Raw genomic sequence first — 20391 nt, 5'->3', positions numbered from 1 at the left:
ATTGCTAACCGAGAGTTGTGCTGCACGATGAGGAGCCGACTTGCTCGGGAACCAGTTGACGGTTCCTTAGGAAAGTAGGTGGAAAGGTGGCGCCGGAGACAGATAATGACCCCGGTTGCCATCTTCCTATTTCTCGCCGGCGCGGTGCTGGCTTGGCGCTTTCGCGTGTGGATTCTGGTGCCTTTCAGCCTGATCGTGGTCGTTGTCACGTTCCTGACCCAACTATCGGCGGGTGCAGGACTGGTTGTCGCGTGCGGATATGGGTTTCTGATGGGATTCGTCCCGCAAACCGGTTATGCCTTCGGCCTGTTGGCACAGACCACATTGCTGGCCCGTAATTCGGGGAAGCAAACGTTTTCCCGCAAGGCGGCCGTTGCCGCGCTCTATAGGCGAACGTCAGGCGACCACTCCAGAGGGTAAACGACCTGCAGGTTTTGCGTTTTCAGATGCAACCGACGGGCTCAAAAAGCCGGCAAAAGGTATTTGGCGGTGCTGACGACACATGCGATAGTAAATCAATCTGCGGATCGTCGCCGCTCGCCCCCTCACCATTTGAAGTCTTCAATTGTCGATCGCCTTTTCCCTTCTGATCGCGCTGTTAGTCGCAACTCCAGCCGCACTATTCATTAGTTATATCTTCGCCCAGCATGCCCTGTATTTGCTCACCGCGATCATGCTGGCATCCGTCGCCACCGCGGCGAGCCCGGCGGATATCATTGCCGCTGCGACGTTCCGCAGATTTGCTTGGGCAGCGCTCTTCCCCATTGCCTGGATGATGATTCAGATTGTTCCGCTGCCGATTGAATCGCTCACCAGTCCAATCTGGCCCACCGCCGCGGTCGCACTAAATGACCCTTCTTTGGCCAGCCGAATCAGCATCGATCCGGGAAGTACCTTGCGCAGCCTGACGTGGTATTTGGCCGTGTTATCACTGATCATCTCGACGATCCTGCTCGCCAGAGATCGAAACAGGGCAGAAGTCCTTCTGCTTACACTGACGGGCGCGGCGACTTTCATTGCGCTTGAGAGCTTGGCTGGTCAAATCGAGTTCCTCGCGACAGCCCTGCCGGACATCGGCAGATCAAATAGCCATTCCTTTGCTGTGGCTGCCGTCATTGCGGCACTCGGAAACAGTGCAACGATTGCCATGGCAATGGAGCGACATTCAAGCCGCGCCGGCGCCATCCGCCCTCTGAGCACTCCGCTGCTGTTTCGCATTGCTCTCGGCGTCACGGGAATCGTTGTTTCCCTTGCTTCCTTAGCCGCGCTGGGACAGCGGGTGCTGCTTGGGCTGACCGGATTTGGGTTTGCAATCATGCTTTTCGTTGCAACCGCCCGCCGCCTCGGATTCCGGCCCTGGCCATCGGCAATCTTGGCAGCAGTCCTGATCGCAATGACGGCCGTGGCAACTCTATCCCTGGCACGATCCACTCCTCTCGTCGATCTCCTGAGCTTTGTTATATCCGACGATCAAGCATCTCTCGCCGTGGCGCGGCGCGCCTTGTCCGACAGCTCCTGGACTGGAAGCGGCGTCGGTACGTTCGCGCGGCTCGCGCGGATTTATCAAGATTATGGTGTTGGTAGCGCGCTTGCCGCTCCTTCGACGGCAGCTTTGGTTGCCATCGAATGGGGACGCGTGGCCATCCCAGTTCTTGCAGGGTTTACGCTTCAGCTTTTCTTATTCGCCTTGCGTGGCGCCGTCGGACGCGGACGAGACTCGTTCTTCGCGTCCGCAACGGCCGCCATCGTGGTTGTCGTCCTTTGCGGCAGCTTTGTCGACGGAAGCCTGCTGAACCCGACGGCCCAAATCATGCTTGCCGCGGCGATCGGCCTAGGCCTTGCGCAAAGCACAGGACGAACCAGCTCAATCTGAGGCAACCTAGACCCTGCTGCTTACGATCGTCGTCCAAAGCTTTGAGTTGGGCATCTGCATGCGTACCCAACGATACGGGACGCGTGACCACGGCTTGATCTGCGAGGACATATTATCGAGCACCAAATCTCCACTCGTGGTGCGGACAACGAGAATGAGGTGATGCTCGCCGGAATTGACGACAACCTCGCTCAACAGTAGGGCCCGCGCCGGCCAGCCACGCGCCAGCAATTCATGCCGCTTGCTGACCGCATAGTCGTTGCAATCGCCATGCGCAGGATTGATCACCCATTGCTCGCCGGCCAAGCCGAGCTCATTTCGCTCCGGGGCGATCTCCCGGTTAACCATCTGATTGACTTGCTTCAGATCCCCCCATCGCTCCTCGGTCAGCCGAACGGGCCCGCCCCGAAACATCGGCCGTGTGCGGCACTCGTCCCGATACCGCAGGCAGAATTGCGTATATGCCATTGGCGGAAGGGTAGGGGTCTCGAGCTTAATTCGCTGGATTGCGGATTGAAGCCCCATCGGCATTCCCAGAAGTCCCGCATGGACCGGCTCGAACCAAATGAGACCGGCGGCGATAACCCCCAGGGCCAAAGTTGTGATTTTACGCATTGGTTGCTCCCGGCATGCTTATTGGCTAGGAAGCTACCCTCAAGAGTTTGAAATTCTGCGGCATTTCGCCCGCTAAATGGACTCAAAAGCCAAGCAGGAATTTGCGATTCTGTTTACCATGAGCGCTGAACTCAATTATTCAAGCGATTGACGCCGGAAGACCGAAAAGGCCGCCAAGTTCGGCAGATGATGAGATTGTCGAGATCGAGAAATAAGACGCGAAAGCCGATTCTGCCGGAGGGCATTCGCATCTATGCGATAAGCGACATTCATGGATGCGCCGATCTTCTTCAGCAAATGTTCACCGTAATCGACCGCGATCTCACCACGATAGGTTCGAGGCGCGCAATCCACGTTTTCCTTGGAGATTACATCGATCGAGGGCCTGACTCGAATCGAACCATCGAACTGCTAATGGAACGGGGCATGAAGCATGAATCAGTCTTCTTGAAGGGCAATCATGAGGCCTTTCTTTTGGACGTCCTGAACGCCCCCTCGCAGCTGCAGAACTGGAAACAATATGGCGGGCTCCAAACCTTGACGTCGTATGGACTTAGACCCTCTCTCAATCCCGATCGGGCTGAACAAGACGAACTCATTCGGCAATTGTCGCAAGCAATTCCGTCCCGTCAGCTGTATTTTTTGAGCAGCCTGCGCGCGCGCTTCGTATGCGGCGATTTCTTTTTCGTGCATGCGGGTGTCAGGCCTGGCATCCCCTTGGCAAGACAACAAGAGCAGGACATGCTCTGGATCCGCGAAGAATTTCTCGAGAGCAATATGAACTTCGGAAAATACATCGTCCATGGCCACACCCCCGTCCAGCAGCCAGACATACGACGCAACCGGGTAAACATCGATACTGGTGCATATGCGACGGGCAATCTAACGCTTTTAACGCTTCAGGACGACAGTATGCTCGCACTCTAGTTGACGCGTGGCATACCGTTTTCTCGTTGGAGGTTTGATGAGTTCAAAAACCAGAGTTCGCGTGCTAATGTTAGGCCTTGCGGCAGCGGTCGGCTGTTTCGGGATCGCATCAGGAGCCGCGGAAATGACGGCCTTGAATCGGCCGGATTTCCCAAAGGATCCAACTAAGGCCAATCTCAACTCGAACGCACCAGTCGAATGGATCGGAACGATCTCACCGTTGCGCTCCGATCTTGAAGGCAGCCAGGCGCTGGTTCTGGCGCTAAAGGCGATCCAGCAGGCTCGAGTCGATCACGGGATCCGAGCAAATAGCGAACTTGCCCGTTCGCATCTTAAGCACGCTCTTTCCTTGGCACCCTATGATGCCGAATTGTGGCTAGCATCGGCAGTGCTGGAGGCCCGGCAGGACCCTGACGGCCCTGCAGCGATCGAATCATTGAAAATGAGCTACCTCACTGCGCCGAACGACGCACGACTGATGCCTCTAAGACTTGCTACCGTCACCCAATTTGATGCCCTTGCCAGCCCAGATCTGAGGGACTTGGCCCAGGGTGATGTCCGTCTCATGTTGACGCGACAGCCGGATCAGGCGCCGGCCCTAGTGTCAGCCTACCGTCAAGCCTCAGGCCGGGGCAAAGAGTTCTTGGAGGGTGCAATCCGGACCATCGATCCCGCACGTCTCAGGACGTTAAGCGGCTAGTTGGGTCCGGCAAGCCCTGCGGCTGTCTCGGAGCGGGTCACGCCACAGCTGGCTCTTGGGGATATTGCCCGTTCCTCGCGGAACGTCTAAGATTGACTCCAGTTGGGGGACCCTACAATGCGATCAATTTTCGGATTCGTTGCGCTCATCTGGTGCTTATCGACGTGGGTGACCCCGTCATATGCTGCTGACTACGCGATCCCGGTGGTAAAGCATGCAACGCGTGTCCCTTACATAGACCGGGGCCCAAATCCGTATTGCGGCCCACGCTGCGGATGTCCGACCGTAGTCCAGGTTCGGCACAAGTCGCTTCAACAGGCCTATCCCTATACATTCGATCCCCGTACGAGGGATGAGCCTAGTTACTATTACGGGTCGGCGCGAACGTATGTGCGTTATGTAAACCCGTTGGACCCCCAACCGGTCCTAGCTTACTAGTCTGGTCGCCGACTTAGCAACCGCCGTTAGGGTCCACTTAAACGTCATCGCGTAATCTCGTTCGTCGAACGAGGTGATTTTTGATGTATGCGGTCCAAGTGCTGTCGTGCGCGTTTGTGGTATGCACGACCGTTACATTCAGCAGTTACATTTTGCTGCGACACTGCCTGATGCAGTGGAGCGACGAGTCCTAGGTCGCGTCCTATGACCGTCAAGCTTGGCGGCTTTCCCCCGGCTCAGGCCTGCAATCGGGAAACCGGGACAACACAGCCGCTTTCATGAATTTGTAGTGAGCAATGGAAGAATCCAGCTCCTTCAGACGGCGCTGGCCATTTTGGATTTCCGTATCAAACAGGTCCTGATGATGATTATCTAGGGCCTCACGCTCCAGATATTCGTCATCGCCATTGCCAAGCGTCACGGCCGCCCGTGCCAGCACGTCCTCGACCCGCCGGTTCAGGCCCGATTGCTCCCGCTCGGCCGCGCGCAGGGCATCTTCAATCGCGATCATGATGGCTTCAATCCGGGACTGATCGGTTTGGGCGTCGCGCTCGGGCGCGGAACCCCGACTCCCCCCTGATGCAGTCTCTGAGGAAATTGTTGGTCCGGGCCCGCAGGAACAGCTGGAACATACGTGCATTTTCTGGTTGAAGCGCCAGACAGAAAATGGGTCAGGGATGGTCAATAAAGGCTAAAGCCTGCGGGCCGCTCACCGCGGTTTTGGGCTATCCACGTCTTCCAGGCGCCTTCGTGCTTGGCGTATAGTTCTTGCCAACGCTGCACACCCGTAACGGGCCACAGGACGCCTCCGTCGCGTACGACCTCTTCCAGATTGGCGACCGATTGGCTATCCAGCCGTTCGAATTCGAAGGTCTCTTCAAGCGACAGCCCTATCAAAACGCGCTGCCCGCCCGCATCAACGAAATATCGCCGCGGAGCGTTATTTTTGAGGTCAGTCATGGCGCGCTGCCTCTCCTGAGATCTCGGGACCGCTGAACGCGCCGAGGCAGCGGCCATAGATCCAGACGAACAGCGGTACGACCCGTAACCGGTACGAGCAACCCAACGAGCCAGATCATCAACTCAAATCCCAACTAAACAGCACACGGTGGCAATCAATGGCCTGCAAAAACCGTGCGCAACCTAACCACCACCAACCCGGCAGACAACGGCGGCTGCGATTTAACCTAACCGGACATGGTTACCTGGGTCATGCTCAAGATACCCACCATCCACTCGCTCCATAGACATCCAGCATCTTCCACAACTTAACCTCCTTTTGGTTGTATACCTTCAGAATGCGCGCCGCGCGACTGAGCGAGATGTGGAGGAACCATAGGGTGCGCAGAGTTGGCGCATGTGCTTGCGCTTGCGCGATCGCCACGCGCGCGGCGTAGCCAAGATCACGATCACGACTGGCATCATTGGGAGATCTTTCCATTTGCGGAACGCTTCCTTCTCCCAGACGCAGCAGTCTCATCGTGCAGTTGTGTCGACATGATGATGAAAGCTGCTGATTTCGTTGTCAGGCGCGAGAACTCTTGGGCAGCAATCTGCTAGAGGATCGATCATTCGCCTGCGGTCAACCAAGGAACCATAGGGCCAATCTCACCAGCAACAGCGTTATGAAATAGACCCAGCCTGCCATCGCGATCAACGCCACGCTGAAGAACGCGCCTTCGAACGCCCGTTCTCGAATTTTGGTGAAAGGCGCTGCCGCCCAGGCTTTTTGAAGCATCTGCGAATTCGCGTTGTTCGTTTGCGCGATCATAGCCGAATGAATTCGACGATCTCGTGACGCGCATCATCGTAAGAGAAGCGAAGGGCGATCATCGAGAAACAGTTCACCGCAGCGATGCTGCTGCACGCGTCATGGTTGGAACAATTCTCGATCAAGATCGTTGCGACGATGAAAATTTCGCGTGCGACGACTCAATTCGTATCGACCGCGGTTGATTTTTTAAGGCGTGAGCGCGACGGAGAAAGAAATGTCGTGCAAGTAAGCTAGCGCGGAGCTATCGGCACAAAATCCGCATTCTGTCCATCGGCGCCGGCCCTACCGCGAAACAGCAAGAACCCCTTGTCGGTCGAGACGATATCCTCTGGCTGCAACGTGTCGTCGCTCAGCGCGCGCTGGGTGGCTATTTTCTCTGGCGGATCTGGCTGGACCATGCGCCGCGGGGCGTTGAACCGTCGCACCTGCTCGGCGCGATTGCGTGCATCGTCGACCCTACGCTTCCAATCCTCGCGAGGAATTAGACTGTCGGGAGAAAGAGCGATGTCGTTCGCCGGCTCCTCCGCGGTCGACATCTCGTCGCCGGCGCGGCCTGGCGCCGGCCATGTATGGACCGCCACGACCAGCGCGACGATTGCGATGAAATGGGCGTTCGTCCGGGTCATTACGATCGTGCCGTCTACATAGTCTTTCATAATGACTATGACTGCCGGGGCCAGAACCGGCTTCCACGCGCTGAGTCATGCTTATATCACGTGGCAGGCATTCCATCGGCGAGAGCAGCGGCCCGGCGGAGTTCATCCAGACAATGTGGGGGCATCCCTTCAGGACGCGCTGCGCCCCTGGCGGACGCCGACGCCGGAAAGGCGCCAACGATTCCACATCCTGCACATCTCAACCGACGAGGTGTTTGGATCGCTCGGCACGAGCGGGCTGTCCAGCGAAGAGACGGCCCATGCGCCGAACTCGCCCTGTTCGGCGAGCAAGACCGCGTCCGATCACCTCGTTCGCGATTGGCGGAGATCTGCACTTTCCCGCGATGGTAATTAATTGCTCAAACAATTACGGGCCGTATCATTTTCCCGAGAAGCTGATCCCACTCATGATCATCCGTGGACTGGCCAAAGAACCGCTGCCGGTCTATGGCGACGGCGGCAACGTTCGCGACGGGCTCTATGTCACCGACCACGCGAATGCGCTGACACGGGTGCTCGAGCACGGCAGAGTCGGCGACGCGGAAGATAGTGACTTGATATCGAGCGGAGCGTCCCGAAGGGCGATAGCGAGCTATCGTCCGGGGGACGACAACATCGGCACGCGCTGCGCACGTACTAATGTCGACGTGGTGAAGCGCATCTGCGATCTGCCCGATAAAGGTCTCGCCGAGCCCGGCCCGCGCCGCGACCTGATCAGCTTCGTGGCCGATCTGCCCGGCCCCGCCCTTCGCTACGCAATGGACCCCGGCAAGGCCGAACGCGAGCTCGGGTGGCGGCCGCGCGAGAATTTCGAGAGCGGACTGGCGAAGACCTGCGACAACGCGAGTGGTGGCAAGACATCCTCGAACGCGGCTACCGCCACACACGGATCGGCCTCGGCCGACGAGATCCGTGGTTATACGGAGCGCGACGCACCGATTTTATCCCGGTAAGGTTGAGCGGTTAGCTTAATCCGCGTTGTTTGTTGCGAAGTCTCACCGATCGCATAACCATCTCTGCACCGGGCTTCGCCAAGGCCCGGCCCCACCCAAGCAAAGCCGTCGAGCGACATGGGTTCGCTTGGCGGCTTTGTCGTTGTGTCGATGCGAGAGGATCATTTCGGTTATGCGCGGAAGCCCTGGTCGTTTAAGGAAGACCGCCGGCTCATGGAGCTGGCCAAATCTTCAACGTCGCTGGAAGACGCTGCGAAACAGCTCGGGCGCTCGCCTGGCGCGATCAAGCGCACGGCCTTGCGTCTCGGCCTGTCGCTCAAGTCGAGAGTAGGCAAGAAAGACTGAGTGTTGCTCTATCCGCGGTCGGCGGTGTGAAGAGCGCGATAGCTAAAGCTCAATCAGGCCTCTAGCGACTGCCAAGGCCACTGCACCGAGATGCCCTTGCTCGGCAAAGGCACCAGAAAGCATGAGCGCGCCTAACTCGCGGGGCGGCACTAAACTAACAGAAACGCCCGGTTCCTCAATAAAATTAGACAGTCGCTCGCCGGTCCTAATGAAAAAGGAGTGGGTTGTGTTGCTGATGCGACTTGAGCAAGTTGCCCCCTTACCGATTAGCTCGATGGCCTCTGTGGGGTAGCCGGTTTCCTCTAAGAGCTCGCGTGCCGCAGCAGTATGCGGATCTTCGTTTGGATCCAGCATTCCCGACGGCAGCTCAAGGGAAAACCGTTCGATCGCGGGACGGTATTGCCTGACTAACAACATGCGCGAGTCAGGCGCAATCGCAAGCGCAACGGCGTAGTCAGGTTGTGCGATGGCGTAATAAGTTTCGGCGGAGGAGCCACCGCGAAACTGTACGTCCCGCGCAATGACCTCGAGCCATGGCGACACTGGAATCCGCGAGGTCGCGAGGATTTTCGGGAAGACGTCGGCCATTCGAACCTCTCTGGTAGTTGGGTGTCGGCCAAGCCCGAATCTTTCGAGCGAGTCAAGGCATAAACTGGATCACAGGCAGCCGTCGGTGCGAATACCTTAAATTGAAGGATAACGGTCGGCGATCAGCTGGATTCGTCAGCTCCATTGACGTCGGCTCAGAGAAGACGAATTCCCGTCGTGGCGCATGACGTCACCTCGCGATATCGATTTGGCTGCAAGGATTTCCACCTGATAGTGATTGCGGAGGGTGTCGAGACCGACGAGCAGGTCCGTACGCTGGGTTGCTGCAGGTTACGGCATTCGCGAGCTGCGTTCACGGCGTCGATGACCCAGCTGGAAGCAACTTGCCTTCTGAATAGGCTGATACGAACTGTTCGTGCGGATCTTGGCATCGGCTCGCGCATATGACTGAGACGTCGGACAGGCGCGACCGACTTTTGGCAAAGTTCCGAGTGCTGCAAGCAAATTGATGTGATCGCGAGCCATTGGAAGTCCACAATACTGCCTTATCAATAGTAATCATCCGCCATATCGCATTGCTAAGCGGCTCCTTGCTGGTAGTTTGATATGCTTGGTCTCCTACTCATAGCTCTCATCATTGCGATTTCGTTCGCCGCTGGCTACTGGACCCGCTCAGCTGTATCGCGTCGACGGCGTACAAAATATCTCAAATGGGAGCCATACGTCCGGTCTTCCAGACCGTCTCAGCCCCCGCAGTTCCTGATGCGATCCGGCGGCGGAAATGTCACTCAAATGCCAAGGGCTACATCAAACAGCCGTCGCAGCGGCTGATTCCATAAGGCGTAGATCTACGCTCTTGTCGGTCCAAGGCCCCCCAGCTCGTTAACGATAGCAAAGGTTCTCGGTATTCCACCTAAGGACTGGGGTATAGTGCGGGCATGCTTCGAAATCCGCTTGTAGCCGCCACAGGCGTCTGCCTCGCCCTGATAGCCTATGCCACGCTGGCGAAGGTAGCGGGCAGACCGGTGCTCGCGGGTCACCACGAAGCCTACTGGATCGTGGTCGTCGAACGGTTCAGCGCATACGGATTGCTGGGCTTTCTCTTTTCTTTTCTGCTGCCTGGACGGTTTGGTTTAGCTTGCGGACTTGTGGTGTCCGTCGCAATCGGGCTTGAAGTCTTGCAAGCGTTGACACCCGATCGAGATCCAGCTCTGTTGGATGTGCTGCAAAAAGCGGCAGGCGGCACCGTCGGCGTCCTTTTGGCTCAGTCAATCCTGGCCTTCTTGCCCAGACCACCGTCCTAGGTTGTCTCGGCACGGCCACTATCGCAACGTACGCAAGACACAGTTGGCAAATGACTGCGTCCGATTCACAATCACGCCCGGCTTTAAGGGATTTACAATTATGACCGGCAAACGTCATGTGCTCCTAGCTGGAGCTTTGCTCATTGGCACATCTCTGTCAGCTGCAGCCCAAGGCACTTCCTCGAACGGTGTGCGTAGTGGCTACACCGGGGCGACTTCCAGTTCGCCTACCTCGACGGCAACGCCCGCAGGATCGGCCACCTCTCCGACACCAACCTCTCGGAACTTGGGAACTGGCCAAGGACGAACCGAAGGCGCGATGGGCCTCTCACCGCAGTTGCAACGAGAGATGGGAATTGGTCGTCAACAATAGGGACATTGGCGGTAAGGCCAAGTCAACGCATCTTGTGCGTCCAGCTTCTGTGACCCTAAGCTCACCCGCGACATCAAGCGGACTGGTCGGCACGATGAAGGTGTGCCCCAAGCGGCCACCACTAGGCGGTTGGTGAGCGGCAATTCCCCCCTGATCAGAACGTGCGGCTGCTTAACCCGTCCCGCGCCTGCTAACTAGCTCGTTGGGCGTCAGAAGCTCTGCCATCTGTCGATGTGTTGCCTGAAGCGCCTCGATGGCGCCGTCAAGATCGAAGCCCGCCTCGCGGACAGACGCGAAGAAATTTAGCCGTCAGCGCCAGATCGAGTTTGACGCGAGTTGCGCCGTTGTGACTTTTGCGACGGTCGAGCGACAAATGAATGGCCCGCATTCTGGCTTCCATTGGACTGTAGCCCACTTAAGTGTCGCCATTCGTCGAGTCATCCAGATCTGCGGCATGTTTCAGTCCGTCCTTTTACACGAGCATCAAGCTATTTTTCGTCTCGGTTGCCGCGGTATGGTTGCAGAGCGTTTTCGCAACGATAAAGTCGACGCCGAGCTAAGACGAATAACGGCAAGCGTGCCAAGGCCGCCGGCGGGTTGCATACCAGCGAAGATCGCTCTATGTTCATCTGTTCAATCCAATGTTGAGCGGGGGAAAAATCACATTGAGACAGGTCACGTCGAAAGCCCTGCCGTTAGGTCATATTATCTCCGGGACAAGCGCGCGTCATTTTCTGACCGTCTCCACGGCACCTCGCCAACGTATGGGTAGGTTTCGCCGCAAAGGCCCGGAATGGCTCGGGATTGCGGTCCTCTTGCTTTGTGCGGATTTATTGCTGGCCGCGGGCGCATGGATGGTCGTTGATTTCACCCTGAGGTAACTGGGCATGACCGACCTCGTCACAGGAGGGGCGGGCTACATTGGCTCGCATGCCTGCCGCGCCCTGACCATACCCTCTCTATGACAATCTTTAGCAGGTCATCGCAGCTTCGTCGCCGGCCCGCTGATTACCTGCGATCCGGCTCGACGGCGCGGTGCCTTCGCCGTTCATAAGGTCACGGCAGTGATGTATCGCGGCCGCCAGCCTGGTGGACGCATCCATGACCGAATCGCAGAATTATTACACCAACAACGTCCAGAGCACGCTCTCGCTGTTGCAGGCGATGCGCAATGTGGTTGTCATCGTATCCGGCTGGCCGCATCGGCCAGCCTTGCCCGATCACGGACCGGGTCCGGCATCGCAGCCTTGGCATGGGCTATCCGTCCGGCTTCGACCCCCGCACCAGGGGCGAGCCAACATATTTTTACGGGCCGACCCGCACCTATGTGCGGTTTGTCGATCCGCTTTATCCCGATCGGGTCTCGGCTTACTGACGGAATCGACGCTGTCTTGGTGCAGCAAGCTCGCGGCAAATCAGCCGTGAGCCCTGCTCAGCAACCGATCGCGGCTTTCCGAATGCGGGATGTCTTGACGCAGGATATTCTGGTCGGAAACGCCTACCGAGCCCGCTGGCTGATCAATTGGTCTTGTCTACAGGCCGATATTCCGGAAACCGGCTCAGCATGGCCGCCCTTAGAAACTTGAAATGGGCGATCGAGGCGCCGAGCTCCTTGAGCCGGCGCTGGCCGTTCAGGATCTCCGTGTCGAACAGATCCTGGTGATGATTGTCGAGCGCCTCGCGCTCGAGATATTCATCGTCGCCATTGCCGATCGTCACCGCGGCACGCGCAAGCACGTCTTCCACCCGGCGATTGAGACCCGACTGTTCGCGCTCTGCCGCATGCAGGGCATCGTCGATCGCAATCATGATGGCTTCGACGCGCGTGCGATCCGTTTCGGCATCGCGCTCGGGCGAGCGGGCGCGGAAGGTCTGTTCTCCCCGGAAACGGTCTTTCAGGAAGTTATGGGTGCGGGCTCGCAGGAAGAGCTGAAACATGCGCGCATTTTCCGGTTCGAGGCGCCAGACCGGAAAATGGGCCCGGGATGGTTAAGAAAGGCTAAATGCTTCACGCCGCTTGGTGCGGCTTTGCGCCATCCAGACCCTCCAGGCGCCCTCGTGCTTCTCGTAAAGCTCCAGCCAACGCTGCTCGCCCATTCCCGACCACGAGCGACGGTCATCGGCCGCAGCCTGCATGCCCTCTTGATCGAGAGCCCGTTTGCTGTCGAGCCGCTCGAACTCGAAGGTCTCCTCGGGCGTGAGGCCGATCAGAACGCGTCGTCCCACCGCGTCAACGAAATATCGCCGCGGCGCATTGTTCATCAGGCCAGTCAAGACGCCCTCCCTCTTCCGTCATCCACGAATCGCTCAACGCATCAACATCGCAGCCGTAGGACCAAACAAAAGCGGCTCGCAGGGTCCATGCGCGATCCTGCGGCAACGAACCAGCACGACGTCGATTTAACCTAAGCAAACATGGTTACGCGGCCGCCCGCGCCGGAAATTGTTCTCATGTCTCCATGATACTTGGTCACTTCCGTCGTCCAGCAAGATTGAAGGAATGGGCATACCGGGCGCGGCGATCATAAATCCTCAGAATGCTCGCCGCAGTCTCGCCATTGATGGATTTAGCTGCGATTCGATCGACCGGTCATTCTGATAGAGCGGGCGGCGCATTTTGCGCATGCGCGATCTCCTCGCTCGCATCGCATAGCCTGCACCAAAGCCGGCGAGAATCGAGATCAGAATTACAACGACGATCATTTGGAATTCTTCCGTGGTCAGGCGCCTCATGGGCGATACGACATCTCATCTTCGAGTTGTGTCGAGATCGTGATGAGCACCGCTGATTTTCGAGTCAGATCCGGGATTCTTTGGGCAGCACCTTGCACGCAAAGTACGCAAGCAAGTCATCGATTGCCCGGGTCAGCCGAGAAACCACAGCAAACATCTCACAAGTAGTAATGTGACGAAATACACCCAGCCGGCCATGGCAACCAGGGCAACGCCGAAGAACGCGCCTTCGAATGCCCGTTCCCTGATCTTCGTAAAAGGAAGTGCCACTCGCGCTTTCTGAAGCATCTCGACATTCTTTTTGTTCGTTTGCATTGGCGCGATCATAGTCGCATGAATTCGACGAACTCGTGACGACTCATCGTAGTAGATGCGCAAAGTCACTCGTTGAGATCGTCGTGGAACGCATGACTCAAAATTGTCGCGAGTCTCTGTGAGAGCCATTGCGCATTGTGACGATGCGTATTGTGTCGATCTGGTCGCATCGATCGCGTCAAGGGCGCACGAACCAGCGACACAAAAAGTGCGCGACAAATTTAGCGTGGCCGAATCGCCACGAAGTCGGTGACCCGCCTGTCCGTACCAGATTTGCCACGATAGAGGAAAAGGCCCTTGTCCGTAGACACGATATCTCCGGGTCGAAGCGTGTCATCGGTCAGGACGCGTTGCGTGGCGATCCTCTCGGGCAGCTCGGGCGCGGGAGGATGCTGCTGCCATTCCCGTCGCGCCTGTTCGGCGCGGATGCGCGCATCCTCTATTCTACGCTTCCAATCTTCCCGCGAGATCAGGCTGTCGGGCGAAGGCGGCGGATCGACGGCGGCAGAGGTTGTCGCTGGATCCACCTCATCCGCAGCCTGACCTTGACCCGACCAGATCTGAGCAGCCGCAACCGCCACAACAATCGCGCCATAGTATGTCAATGCACGGATCATCGCGATCATCCGGAACATGCTGCCGCAATATAGTGACCTCCCGCGATCGTGTCTGCCTCGACCGGTGCGATCGACGCTCCAGAACCGGCTTGCGCCCGCCGCGCCATCCATTATCAAGTGGAGGTTGCCGACTTGAGCTGCCGACCTGGGCTTCCTTAGGCTTCGAGGACATATGAAGGGCATCATCCTGGCAGGGGGGACCGGTTCCCGGCTCTACCCCGTGACCGCCGTGGTGTCGAAGCAGCTCCTGCCTGTCTTCGACAAGCCGATGATCTATTACCCGCTATCCACCCTGATGTTCGCCGGCATCAGGGACATCCTCATCATCACCACGCCGCAGGACCAGCCGCTGTTCCAGCGGCTGCTCGGCGACGGCTCCGAGATCGGCCTCTCCTTCTGCTATGCCCATCAGGACAGCCCGCGCGGGGTAGCGGACGCCTTCATCGTCGGCCGCGACTTCGTCGGCACGGATTCCGTCGCCCTCGTGCTCGGCGACAACATCTTCTACGGCAGCCGGCTGCCGGAAATGCTGAGCGTGGCCGCAGCACCGAGGCGCGGAGCCACGGTCTTCGGATATCCCGTCAACACGCCCGAGCAATATGGCGTGGTCGAGCTCGATGCGGGCGGGCGCGCGTTGTCCATCGAGGAGAAGCCGCCGCAGCCGCGTTCCAACATCGCGGTGACCGGGCTCTATTTTTACGACAACGACGTTCTCGACATCGCCGCCGGGATTTCACCGTCCGCGCGCGGCGAGCTGGAGATCTCCGACGTCAACAGAGCTTATCTCGAGCGCGGAGAGCTGTTCGTGCGGCTCATGGGCCGCGGCATGGCCTGGCTCGACACCGGCACGCATTCGTCGCTGGTCGAAGCCAGCCATTTCGTCCAGATCCTCGAGCAGCGCCAGGGGCTGCGCATCGCCTGCCCCGAGGAGATTGCATTGCGGCAGGGCTACATCTCCCTTGAAGCCTTCGAGAGACTGGCGCAAAAGAACGCCAAGAGCAGCTACGGCCAATATCTGCTGTCGGTCTACCGCTCGTTCGGGCGCGAGGCCGGCGGCTCCTGAAGCAGAGACCGAATGCGCTTTGACGGCATCACCATTTTCGTGACTGGTGGCGCGGGCTTCATCGGCTCGGCCGTGATCCGGCATCTGCTGGCCGACACCGGCGCGCGCGTCGTCAATATCGACAAGCTGACTTACGCCGCCAATCTCGACTCGCTGCCAGGGGTGTCCAGCCATCCGCGCTATGTCTTCGCGCAGCAATGCATCGGCGAGGGCGCCGGCCTGCGGGCGCTGTTCGAGACGTACCAGCCCGACGCCGTGATGAACCTCGCGGCGGAAAGCCATGTCGACCGTTCGATCGACGGGCCGGCCGAGTTCATCCAGACCAATGTGGTCGGCACGTTCACCCTGCTTCAGGAGGCGTTGCGCCACTGGCGGGCGCTGACGCCCGCGAGCCGCGCGCGCTTCCGCTTTCTCCACGTCTCGACCGACGAGGTGTTCGGATCGCTCGGCACCAGCGGCTCATTCAGCGAAGACACCGCCTATGCGCCGAACTCGCCCTATTCGGCGAGCAAGGCCTCGTCCGATCATCTCGTTCGCGCCTGGCGGGAGACTTACGACCTTCCCACCATGGTGACGAACTGCTCGAACAATTACGGGCCCTATCATTTTCCCGAGAAGCTCATTCCGCACATGATCATTCGTGGATTGGCGGGCGAACCGCTGCCGGTCTACGGCGACGGCGGCAACGTGCGCGACTGGCTCTATGTCGCCGACCACGCGGAAGCGCTGACGCTCGTGCTTGAGCACGGCAAGGTCGGCGAGACCTACAACATCGGTGCGCGCTGCGAGCGGACCAATCTCGACGTGGTCGGGCGCATCTGCGACCTGCTCGACGAGATCTCGCCCGGCGCCCCTGAGCGCCGCGGCTTGATCAATTTCGTGGCCGACCGGCCCGGTCACGATCTCCGCTACGCCATGGATCCCGGCAAGATCGAACGTGAGCTCGGCTGGCGCCCCCGCGAAGATTTCGAGAGCGGACTTGCGAAGACCGTGCGCTGGTTCTGCAACAACCGGACATGGTGGCAGAACATCCTCGATCGCGGCTATCGGAGCACGCGCATCGGTCTTGGTTAGTAAAACCCCGTGGTACTACGGAGCGTCGCGCACCGCTTTTATCGCGGTAAGGTTGAGCAGTTAGCTTAATCCGCGTTGTTTGTTGCGAACGCGGCCGGATCGCATATCCATCTCTCACCGGGCTCCCCCAAGCCCGGCCCCACCCAAAGCCGTCGAGCGAACGTGGGTCCGCTTGACGGCTTTGTCGTTGTGTCGACGAGAGGATGAATTCGGTTATGGCGCGCAGGCCCTGGTCATTCAAGGAAGACCGCCGGCTGATGGAGTTGGCCAAGTCTTCGACTTCGCTGGAGGAAGCAGCGAAACTTCTCGGGCGCTCGCCCGATGCGATCAAGCGCATGGCCGTGCGCCTCGGCCTGTCGCTGAAATCCAAGGGCTCCAAGAAGAGCTAGCGTGCCCCAGGGGCTGAGCCGGCTTGGAATATTCTGCGCGCGAGGACTATGAGGGATGGCTGAACGGCCTCTCAACGATGGAACTCTCGCCTGCGCTCCGCATTGTTGTCGAAAGAAAATGCGGGAGGCGGAAGCTGCCATGGCAAGCTCTTTCCTGATTGTGATGTCGATCTGGCTCGGCATTAACGTCCTGTTTGTGGCCATGAGGTTGTGGGTCACCCGACCGGCGTACTGGCGGGCTGGTATGGCCTTGAGCCCACTGAGCGCTTTCTACGCAAAGCCCCGTCTGCGCCGCCACGTTTGATGTCGTCTTTGAGGTCGTCCTGGCGAACATCGCGCCAGGGATTTTCGAGAAACGCGGCGCAAAACATGTCCCGTGCGAACCACCGGTCATAAATCGCACGGCGATCTGCGGACTTTAACGATGTTCTCGGCTTTCGGAAGCGTCGCGTCGATCGAGCGGCTATCATGCTGCAATGCGTCGTAACCATTTCATCGCAGCCGCGGCAATCTGCCTCGCGCTCATCGTCTACGCCACGCTTTCCAGGCTGTCGGGCAGGCCTGCCCTCATGGGCCATGCCGAAGCCTATTGGGTCGTCGTCATCGAGCGGTTCAGCGCGTACGGCTTGTTGGGCTTCCTGATGTCGTTCCTTCTGCCCGGGCGCGTCAAGCTGGCTTGCACCTTTGTGATCGCCGTCGCGGTCGGCCTTGAATTGTTGCAGTCGCTGGTACCGGACCGCGATCCCCAATTCATCGATGTGCTGCAAAAGACCGCCGGCGGCACCGTCGGCGTCCTGCTTGCCCAGACGATCTTGGCGTTCTTGCCCAGACCGCCCTCCTAAAACTGTTTCGAACACCACCACGCAACGCCTGGGCGAGGCGAAGTCCTTACTTCGCCATCTGCCCACGCAACTCACCGCCGGGATTCCGGCGGGGCAACGCCCGATTCGAAGAGGGCCGGCCGCCGCCGGTTTACGCCACGCCGCGCCGCAAGCCCGGCTGAGCGATCGAAAGACCCCCGGACATCTGGCGATGGGCATCGCGCAGCGCCGCGATCCCGTCATCGAGGCCGTATTCGGCTTCGCGGACGATCTCGAAGAACCGGACCATCAAGGCAAGGTTCAGCTTGACGCGGGTACTCCCGTCGCGGCTCTTGCGGCGATCGAGCGACAGATGCATCGCCTGCATCCTGGCCTCGGCAGCACTACAGCCGCTGAGCGTCGCGAGTTCGTCATATGTCATCCAGATCTGAGGCATGTCCCTGTCCGCCTTTTGTTGTGGGCCTCAACCTAGATTTCACCTCTAAAAGCAGTATTGATGCGGTGCGGTCTCGCCGCGTTTTCGCGGCAATAGCGTCAACGCAAAGCTAAGACACCGGCGTCTTGGTGGGTGCGAACGGATGGCGCGACCGGGAGCGGCTGTCGAGCCCCTTGGGCAGCTTGTCGGCATTGAGCTTCACGACCTCGCATTTGGCATCGGCTGCCGGTGCATCTTCCTGGCTGTAGATCAGCGTTGCCTCGAACTTCACGTCGGGCGCCTCCTTGGCCCTTCCCGAGCAGGTCGCCATCAGGCCATTGCACACACCCGCGAGATCGACCTCGACCTCATCAGGCCCGAACACGCTCTGCGGGCCATCGGCATGCCGGTTCACGGTCAGGACGGCCGAGAAATACTTCTCATCGACGCGGTACGAACCGCCATAGGTGAAGAAGCTGTCGCGGCCCGAGATCCGGCCCTGGGCCAGATCCACGAGGCCGGTGCCCTGACCGCGGGGGGTCCTGAACCAGGCAGCGTATTTGCCGTCTCTCAGCATGGAAATGTCCCGACGTGAGAATTGATCTGTATTTGCGACCAACTCTCGGGCGCGGCAATGACAGAACGGCCAGCCCTTTGGGCAGGGTTAATGCCGCGAAAATCCAATCCATCGAATTGCCGCCGACGCATCCAGCCGGCGGCGAACGTCAAAACAATTCTATGCCGTCGTCCGCGGCCTCGACCGCTTCGACGCGGCGCGCGGCGGCGATCGACGCAAGGCCCAGCGATTGCAAGAATTCGCGATGGACGTCGCGCTCGCGCTCCATGGTGTAGCGCGCGAAGAGATCGTCGAGCATCGCCTGATCCTGCGCCTCTGGCTGCGGCCGCTGCGCGCCCGCGCTCGCGGTCTCGAGGCGCGCGGCAACCGCAGGCAGGGCCGCGGAGCCCTCGCCCAGCGAGCTCATCAGGCCTTGGGCCGAATTCATCAGGCCTTCGAATTCCGCGCCTTCATCGACGAGCCGGCTCATCAGCTTGCCGAGCCGTTCGTTGCCGGTCTCGATCTCGCGCAGCGCCTGGAGGATCTGCGGTTCGAGGTTGGCGAGCTGGGTGGCATTGCCCTGCACGCGGAGCTCCTTCAGCTCGTTGGCCGACCGCTCGATGCCGTCCAGCACGGGCCTCAGGCGCCCCGCGCCCACTGAGACCTGGTCGGCCGTCGCCTTGAGCTCGTTGGCGATCACGACGAAGGCGCTGCCGCGGCTGCCGAGATGGCTTGCCTTGAGGCCGGCATTCATTCCGATCAGCGTGATGTCGACGGTCGCCTCGGCAAGCCCCGCGATTGCCTGGCGGAATTTTGCCAGTGTGTCCTCGACGATGCCGAGCGCCTCGTCGACGGAACGTCCGGCGCTCTCGCAGGTGGCAATCAGGGTCGAGGCATGCGCCAGCGTCTGCTTGATGCGTGCGAGGAACGACGACGAGCCGCCATCCGCGCTGCCGAACAGCGTGCGGCCATGGCCGACAACGCTGCCAGCATCGTGCAGGATCGCGGTCAGCGCGCGGACGATCTGGCCGATATCGCCGCCGAACTCGCGCTGGGCGTCCCTGAGCAGGGCCGCCTGCAACTGGCAGATCGCGCGCGCGCCGTCGTCGCTGGTATCAGGTTCGGGAACGAGACTTGGCGAAGCTTCCGACGCAAGGCCGAGCCCGTGAGAAACGTGCTCGAGGCGCTGGCGCGTGCTGTCGCCGGCCTGCAGCGAGATGATCGCACTGCCGACCGCCTCGGCGATCTTCTTGGTGCTGGTGCTGGCAAGAACGGCAAGCTGGCTGCTGCTGCGGCGCTGGTCGCGCAATCCACCATAGGCTTGGCCGAGTTCAGCGCTCTCCGCCACCAGCTGATTGCGGTAACGGCTCTCGAACTCCTTCTGCCGGCCGGCAGCCGTGACGACAGCTTCCGACAGGCGCTGCTGGTCTCGTGCGCAGCCCTCGATCGAACCTTGCACGGCCTTGCCGAGATCGTAGGCCTCCTGCGTGAAGGCGAGGAAGCCCTCGCGGTCGCCGTCGAGCGAAGCCGCCTCGATCCGCGCGCTACGCGCGATGATGGTGATCATCCCGATATGCTTGAACAGCGGCTTCAGCAGCGAGGACGCTTCCGCCGTGCTAGTGCCGATGGTCGCAAGCAGCGCGCTCTCGGCCGGCAGCGCCTCTGCCAGCTCGCTGAGCCGCGCGGAGATCTCCTGGAGCGCGGTAGCGGCGCCCTCGATCTCGGCGCCGGAGAGCTCCTCCGACAACGTCGCGAGGCCCTGGTTCAACTCCTTGAAGATGAGATGGCCGCGACCGAGTTCGTGACCGACCTGCGCGAAGACGTCCTCGATCCGCGACGAGACATCCTCGATCGCGGCAGTCGCCTCAGTCAGCGTGTTGGCGGGAATGACGAACATCGCA

Annotated in this window: 27 protein-coding genes and 1 pseudogene; 14 read left to right on the top strand and 14 right to left on the bottom strand. The window is 59.6% G+C overall.

Annotated elements, in window-relative coordinates:
• Positions 1-105: 105 nt before the first annotated feature.
• Together I3J27_RS07725 and I3J27_RS07720 are read left to right on the top strand one after the other, a co-directional pair.
• Positions 106-420: a hypothetical protein gene (locus I3J27_RS07725; protein ID WP_270167354.1), complete on the top strand. Its 315-nt coding sequence runs from the start codon at positions 106-108 to the stop codon at positions 418-420.
• 145 nt (positions 421-565) lie between these two features.
• Positions 566-1873 (top strand): O-antigen ligase family protein, encoded by a 1308-nt coding sequence (locus tag I3J27_RS07720; RefSeq protein ID WP_270167349.1) that lies wholly within the window; start codon positions 566-568, stop codon positions 1871-1873.
• A 6-nt stretch (positions 1874-1879) separates the two neighbouring features.
• Here I3J27_RS07720 and I3J27_RS07715 read toward each other — a convergent pair whose 3' ends face one another.
• Positions 1880-2488 (bottom strand): transglutaminase-like cysteine peptidase, encoded by a 609-nt coding sequence (locus tag I3J27_RS07715; protein ID WP_270167344.1) that lies wholly within the window; start codon positions 2486-2488, stop codon positions 1880-1882.
• Between the two features lie 189 nt (positions 2489-2677).
• Here I3J27_RS07715 and I3J27_RS07710 point away from each other — a divergent pair, with 189 nt between their 5' ends.
• Positions 2678-3415: a metallophosphoesterase family protein gene (locus I3J27_RS07710; protein ID WP_270172618.1), complete on the top strand. Its 738-nt coding sequence runs from the start codon at positions 2678-2680 to the stop codon at positions 3413-3415.
• 124 nt (positions 3416-3539) lie between these two features.
• Positions 3540-4115, top strand: coding sequence for a hypothetical protein (locus tag I3J27_RS07705; RefSeq protein WP_270167342.1), 576 nt, complete (start codon positions 3540-3542; stop codon positions 4113-4115).
• Between the two features lie 649 nt (positions 4116-4764).
• On the opposite strand, the gene I3J27_RS07700 is transcribed toward I3J27_RS07705, so the two are convergent.
• The 3 genes from I3J27_RS07700 to I3J27_RS07690 form a co-directional block, all read right to left on the bottom strand.
• Positions 4765-5064: a hypothetical protein gene (locus I3J27_RS07700; RefSeq protein ID WP_370691943.1), complete on the bottom strand. Its 300-nt coding sequence runs from the start codon at positions 5062-5064 to the stop codon at positions 4765-4767.
• 170 nt (positions 5065-5234) lie between these two features.
• The gene (locus tag I3J27_RS07695; protein ID WP_270167340.1) at positions 5235-5513 is read right to left on the bottom strand and encodes a hypothetical protein; all 279 of its coding nucleotides are present in this window, start codon (positions 5511-5513) and stop codon (positions 5235-5237) included.
• Positions 5514-6135: 622 nt separating this feature from the next.
• The gene (locus I3J27_RS07690) at positions 6136-6324 is read right to left on the bottom strand and encodes a hypothetical protein (RefSeq protein WP_270167338.1); all 189 of its coding nucleotides are present in this window, start codon (positions 6322-6324) and stop codon (positions 6136-6138) included.
• Positions 6325-6347: 23 nt separating this feature from the next.
• On the opposite strand from I3J27_RS07690, the gene I3J27_RS07685 reads away from it, so the two are divergent.
• Positions 6348-6509, top strand: a complete 162-nt coding sequence (locus I3J27_RS07685; RefSeq protein ID WP_270167336.1) for a hypothetical protein — start codon at positions 6348-6350, stop codon at positions 6507-6509.
• A 48-nt stretch (positions 6510-6557) separates the two neighbouring features.
• On the opposite strand, the gene I3J27_RS07680 is transcribed toward I3J27_RS07685, so the two are convergent.
• On the bottom strand, positions 6558-6953 hold the full coding sequence (locus I3J27_RS07680; RefSeq protein WP_270167334.1) for a hypothetical protein: 396 nt from the start codon (positions 6951-6953) through the stop codon (positions 6558-6560).
• 31 nt (positions 6954-6984) lie between these two features.
• Between I3J27_RS07680 and I3J27_RS39160 the strand changes: the two genes are divergently transcribed.
• The 3 genes from I3J27_RS39160 (at position 6985) to I3J27_RS07670 (ending at position 8281) form a co-directional block, all read left to right on the top strand.
• The gene (locus I3J27_RS39160) at positions 6985-7338 is read left to right on the top strand and encodes a GDP-mannose 4,6-dehydratase (protein WP_370691942.1); all 354 of its coding nucleotides are present in this window, start codon (positions 6985-6987) and stop codon (positions 7336-7338) included.
• Complete coding sequence (locus I3J27_RS07675; RefSeq protein ID WP_370691941.1) at positions 7244-7936, top strand: GDP-mannose 4,6-dehydratase; 693 nt, start codon at positions 7244-7246, stop codon at positions 7934-7936. Before I3J27_RS39160 ends, I3J27_RS07675 begins: the two co-directional genes overlap by 95 nt.
• Before the next feature lie 150 nt (positions 7937-8086).
• Complete coding sequence (locus I3J27_RS07670) at positions 8087-8281, top strand: hypothetical protein (protein ID WP_270172616.1); 195 nt, start codon at positions 8087-8089, stop codon at positions 8279-8281.
• A 42-nt stretch (positions 8282-8323) separates the two neighbouring features.
• Here I3J27_RS07670 and I3J27_RS07665 read toward each other — a convergent pair whose 3' ends face one another.
• Positions 8324-8869: an NUDIX hydrolase gene (locus tag I3J27_RS07665; protein WP_270167332.1), complete on the bottom strand. Its 546-nt coding sequence runs from the start codon at positions 8867-8869 to the stop codon at positions 8324-8326.
• Positions 8870-9768: 899 nt separating this feature from the next.
• Between I3J27_RS07665 and I3J27_RS07660 the strand changes: the two genes are divergently transcribed.
• Positions 9769-10134, top strand: coding sequence for a VanZ family protein (locus I3J27_RS07660; RefSeq protein WP_270167329.1), 366 nt, complete (start codon positions 9769-9771; stop codon positions 10132-10134).
• 1260 nt (positions 10135-11394) lie between these two features.
• Positions 11395-11721, top strand: a pseudogene (locus I3J27_RS07655) (NAD-dependent epimerase/dehydratase family protein); the annotation flags it as partial.
• A gap of 304 nt (positions 11722-12025) precedes the next feature.
• On the opposite strand, the gene I3J27_RS07650 reads toward I3J27_RS07655, so the two are convergent.
• The 5 genes from I3J27_RS07650 to I3J27_RS07630 form a co-directional block, all read right to left on the bottom strand.
• Positions 12026-12445, bottom strand: coding sequence for a hypothetical protein (locus tag I3J27_RS07650; RefSeq protein ID WP_270167324.1), 420 nt, complete (start codon positions 12443-12445; stop codon positions 12026-12028).
• A gap of 51 nt (positions 12446-12496) precedes the next feature.
• Complete coding sequence (locus I3J27_RS07645; RefSeq protein ID WP_270167321.1) at positions 12497-12781, bottom strand: hypothetical protein; 285 nt, start codon at positions 12779-12781, stop codon at positions 12497-12499.
• Positions 12782-13039: 258 nt separating this feature from the next.
• Positions 13040-13240, bottom strand: a complete 201-nt coding sequence (locus tag I3J27_RS07640; RefSeq protein WP_270167319.1) for a hypothetical protein — start codon at positions 13238-13240, stop codon at positions 13040-13042.
• A gap of 132 nt (positions 13241-13372) precedes the next feature.
• Positions 13373-13555, bottom strand: coding sequence for a hypothetical protein (locus I3J27_RS07635; RefSeq protein WP_270167317.1), 183 nt, complete (start codon positions 13553-13555; stop codon positions 13373-13375).
• Between the two features lie 221 nt (positions 13556-13776).
• Positions 13777-14181: a hypothetical protein gene (locus I3J27_RS07630; protein WP_270167315.1), complete on the bottom strand. Its 405-nt coding sequence runs from the start codon at positions 14179-14181 to the stop codon at positions 13777-13779.
• A 163-nt stretch (positions 14182-14344) separates the two neighbouring features.
• On the opposite strand from I3J27_RS07630, the gene rfbA reads away from it, so the two are divergent.
• From rfbA to I3J27_RS07610, 4 genes are all read left to right on the top strand, one after another.
• Entirely contained in the window at positions 14345-15235 is an 891-nt protein-coding gene (gene rfbA / locus I3J27_RS07625) for a glucose-1-phosphate thymidylyltransferase RfbA (protein ID WP_270167301.1), read from the top strand.
• Between the two features lie 12 nt (positions 15236-15247).
• The gene (gene rfbB, locus I3J27_RS07620; RefSeq protein WP_270167293.1) at positions 15248-16309 is read left to right on the top strand and encodes a dTDP-glucose 4,6-dehydratase; all 1062 of its coding nucleotides are present in this window, start codon (positions 15248-15250) and stop codon (positions 16307-16309) included.
• Positions 16310-16524: 215 nt separating this feature from the next.
• Positions 16525-16698 (top strand): hypothetical protein, encoded by a 174-nt coding sequence (locus I3J27_RS07615; RefSeq protein WP_270167291.1) that lies wholly within the window; start codon positions 16525-16527, stop codon positions 16696-16698.
• 476 nt (positions 16699-17174) lie between these two features.
• Complete coding sequence (locus tag I3J27_RS07610) at positions 17175-17540, top strand: VanZ family protein (protein WP_306417055.1); 366 nt, start codon at positions 17175-17177, stop codon at positions 17538-17540.
• 130 nt (positions 17541-17670) lie between these two features.
• Here I3J27_RS07610 and I3J27_RS07605 read toward each other — a convergent pair whose 3' ends face one another.
• The 3 genes from I3J27_RS07605 to I3J27_RS07595 all read right to left on the bottom strand — a co-directional run bounded on the left by I3J27_RS07605 (position 17671) and on the right by I3J27_RS07595 (position 20387).
• Positions 17671-17955, bottom strand: coding sequence for a hypothetical protein (locus I3J27_RS07605; protein WP_270167287.1), 285 nt, complete (start codon positions 17953-17955; stop codon positions 17671-17673).
• Between the two features lie 109 nt (positions 17956-18064).
• Positions 18065-18511 carry a hypothetical protein gene (locus tag I3J27_RS07600; protein WP_270167285.1) on the bottom strand — a complete coding sequence of 149 codons (447 nt, stop codon included), beginning with the start codon at positions 18509-18511 and terminating at the stop codon, positions 18065-18067.
• Positions 18512-18659: 148 nt separating this feature from the next.
• Entirely contained in the window at positions 18660-20387 is a 1728-nt protein-coding gene (locus I3J27_RS07595) for a chemotaxis protein (RefSeq protein ID WP_270167283.1), read from the bottom strand.
• Positions 20388-20391 lie beyond the last annotated feature (4 nt).

It is taken from the genome of Bradyrhizobium xenonodulans (assembly GCF_027594865.1).
GTDB classification, from domain to species: Bacteria; Pseudomonadota; Alphaproteobacteria; order Rhizobiales; family Xanthobacteraceae; genus Bradyrhizobium; species Bradyrhizobium xenonodulans.
The sequence above is the reverse complement of the archived record's forward strand: the minus strand, read 5'-3'. Positions and strand labels throughout refer to the sequence as shown.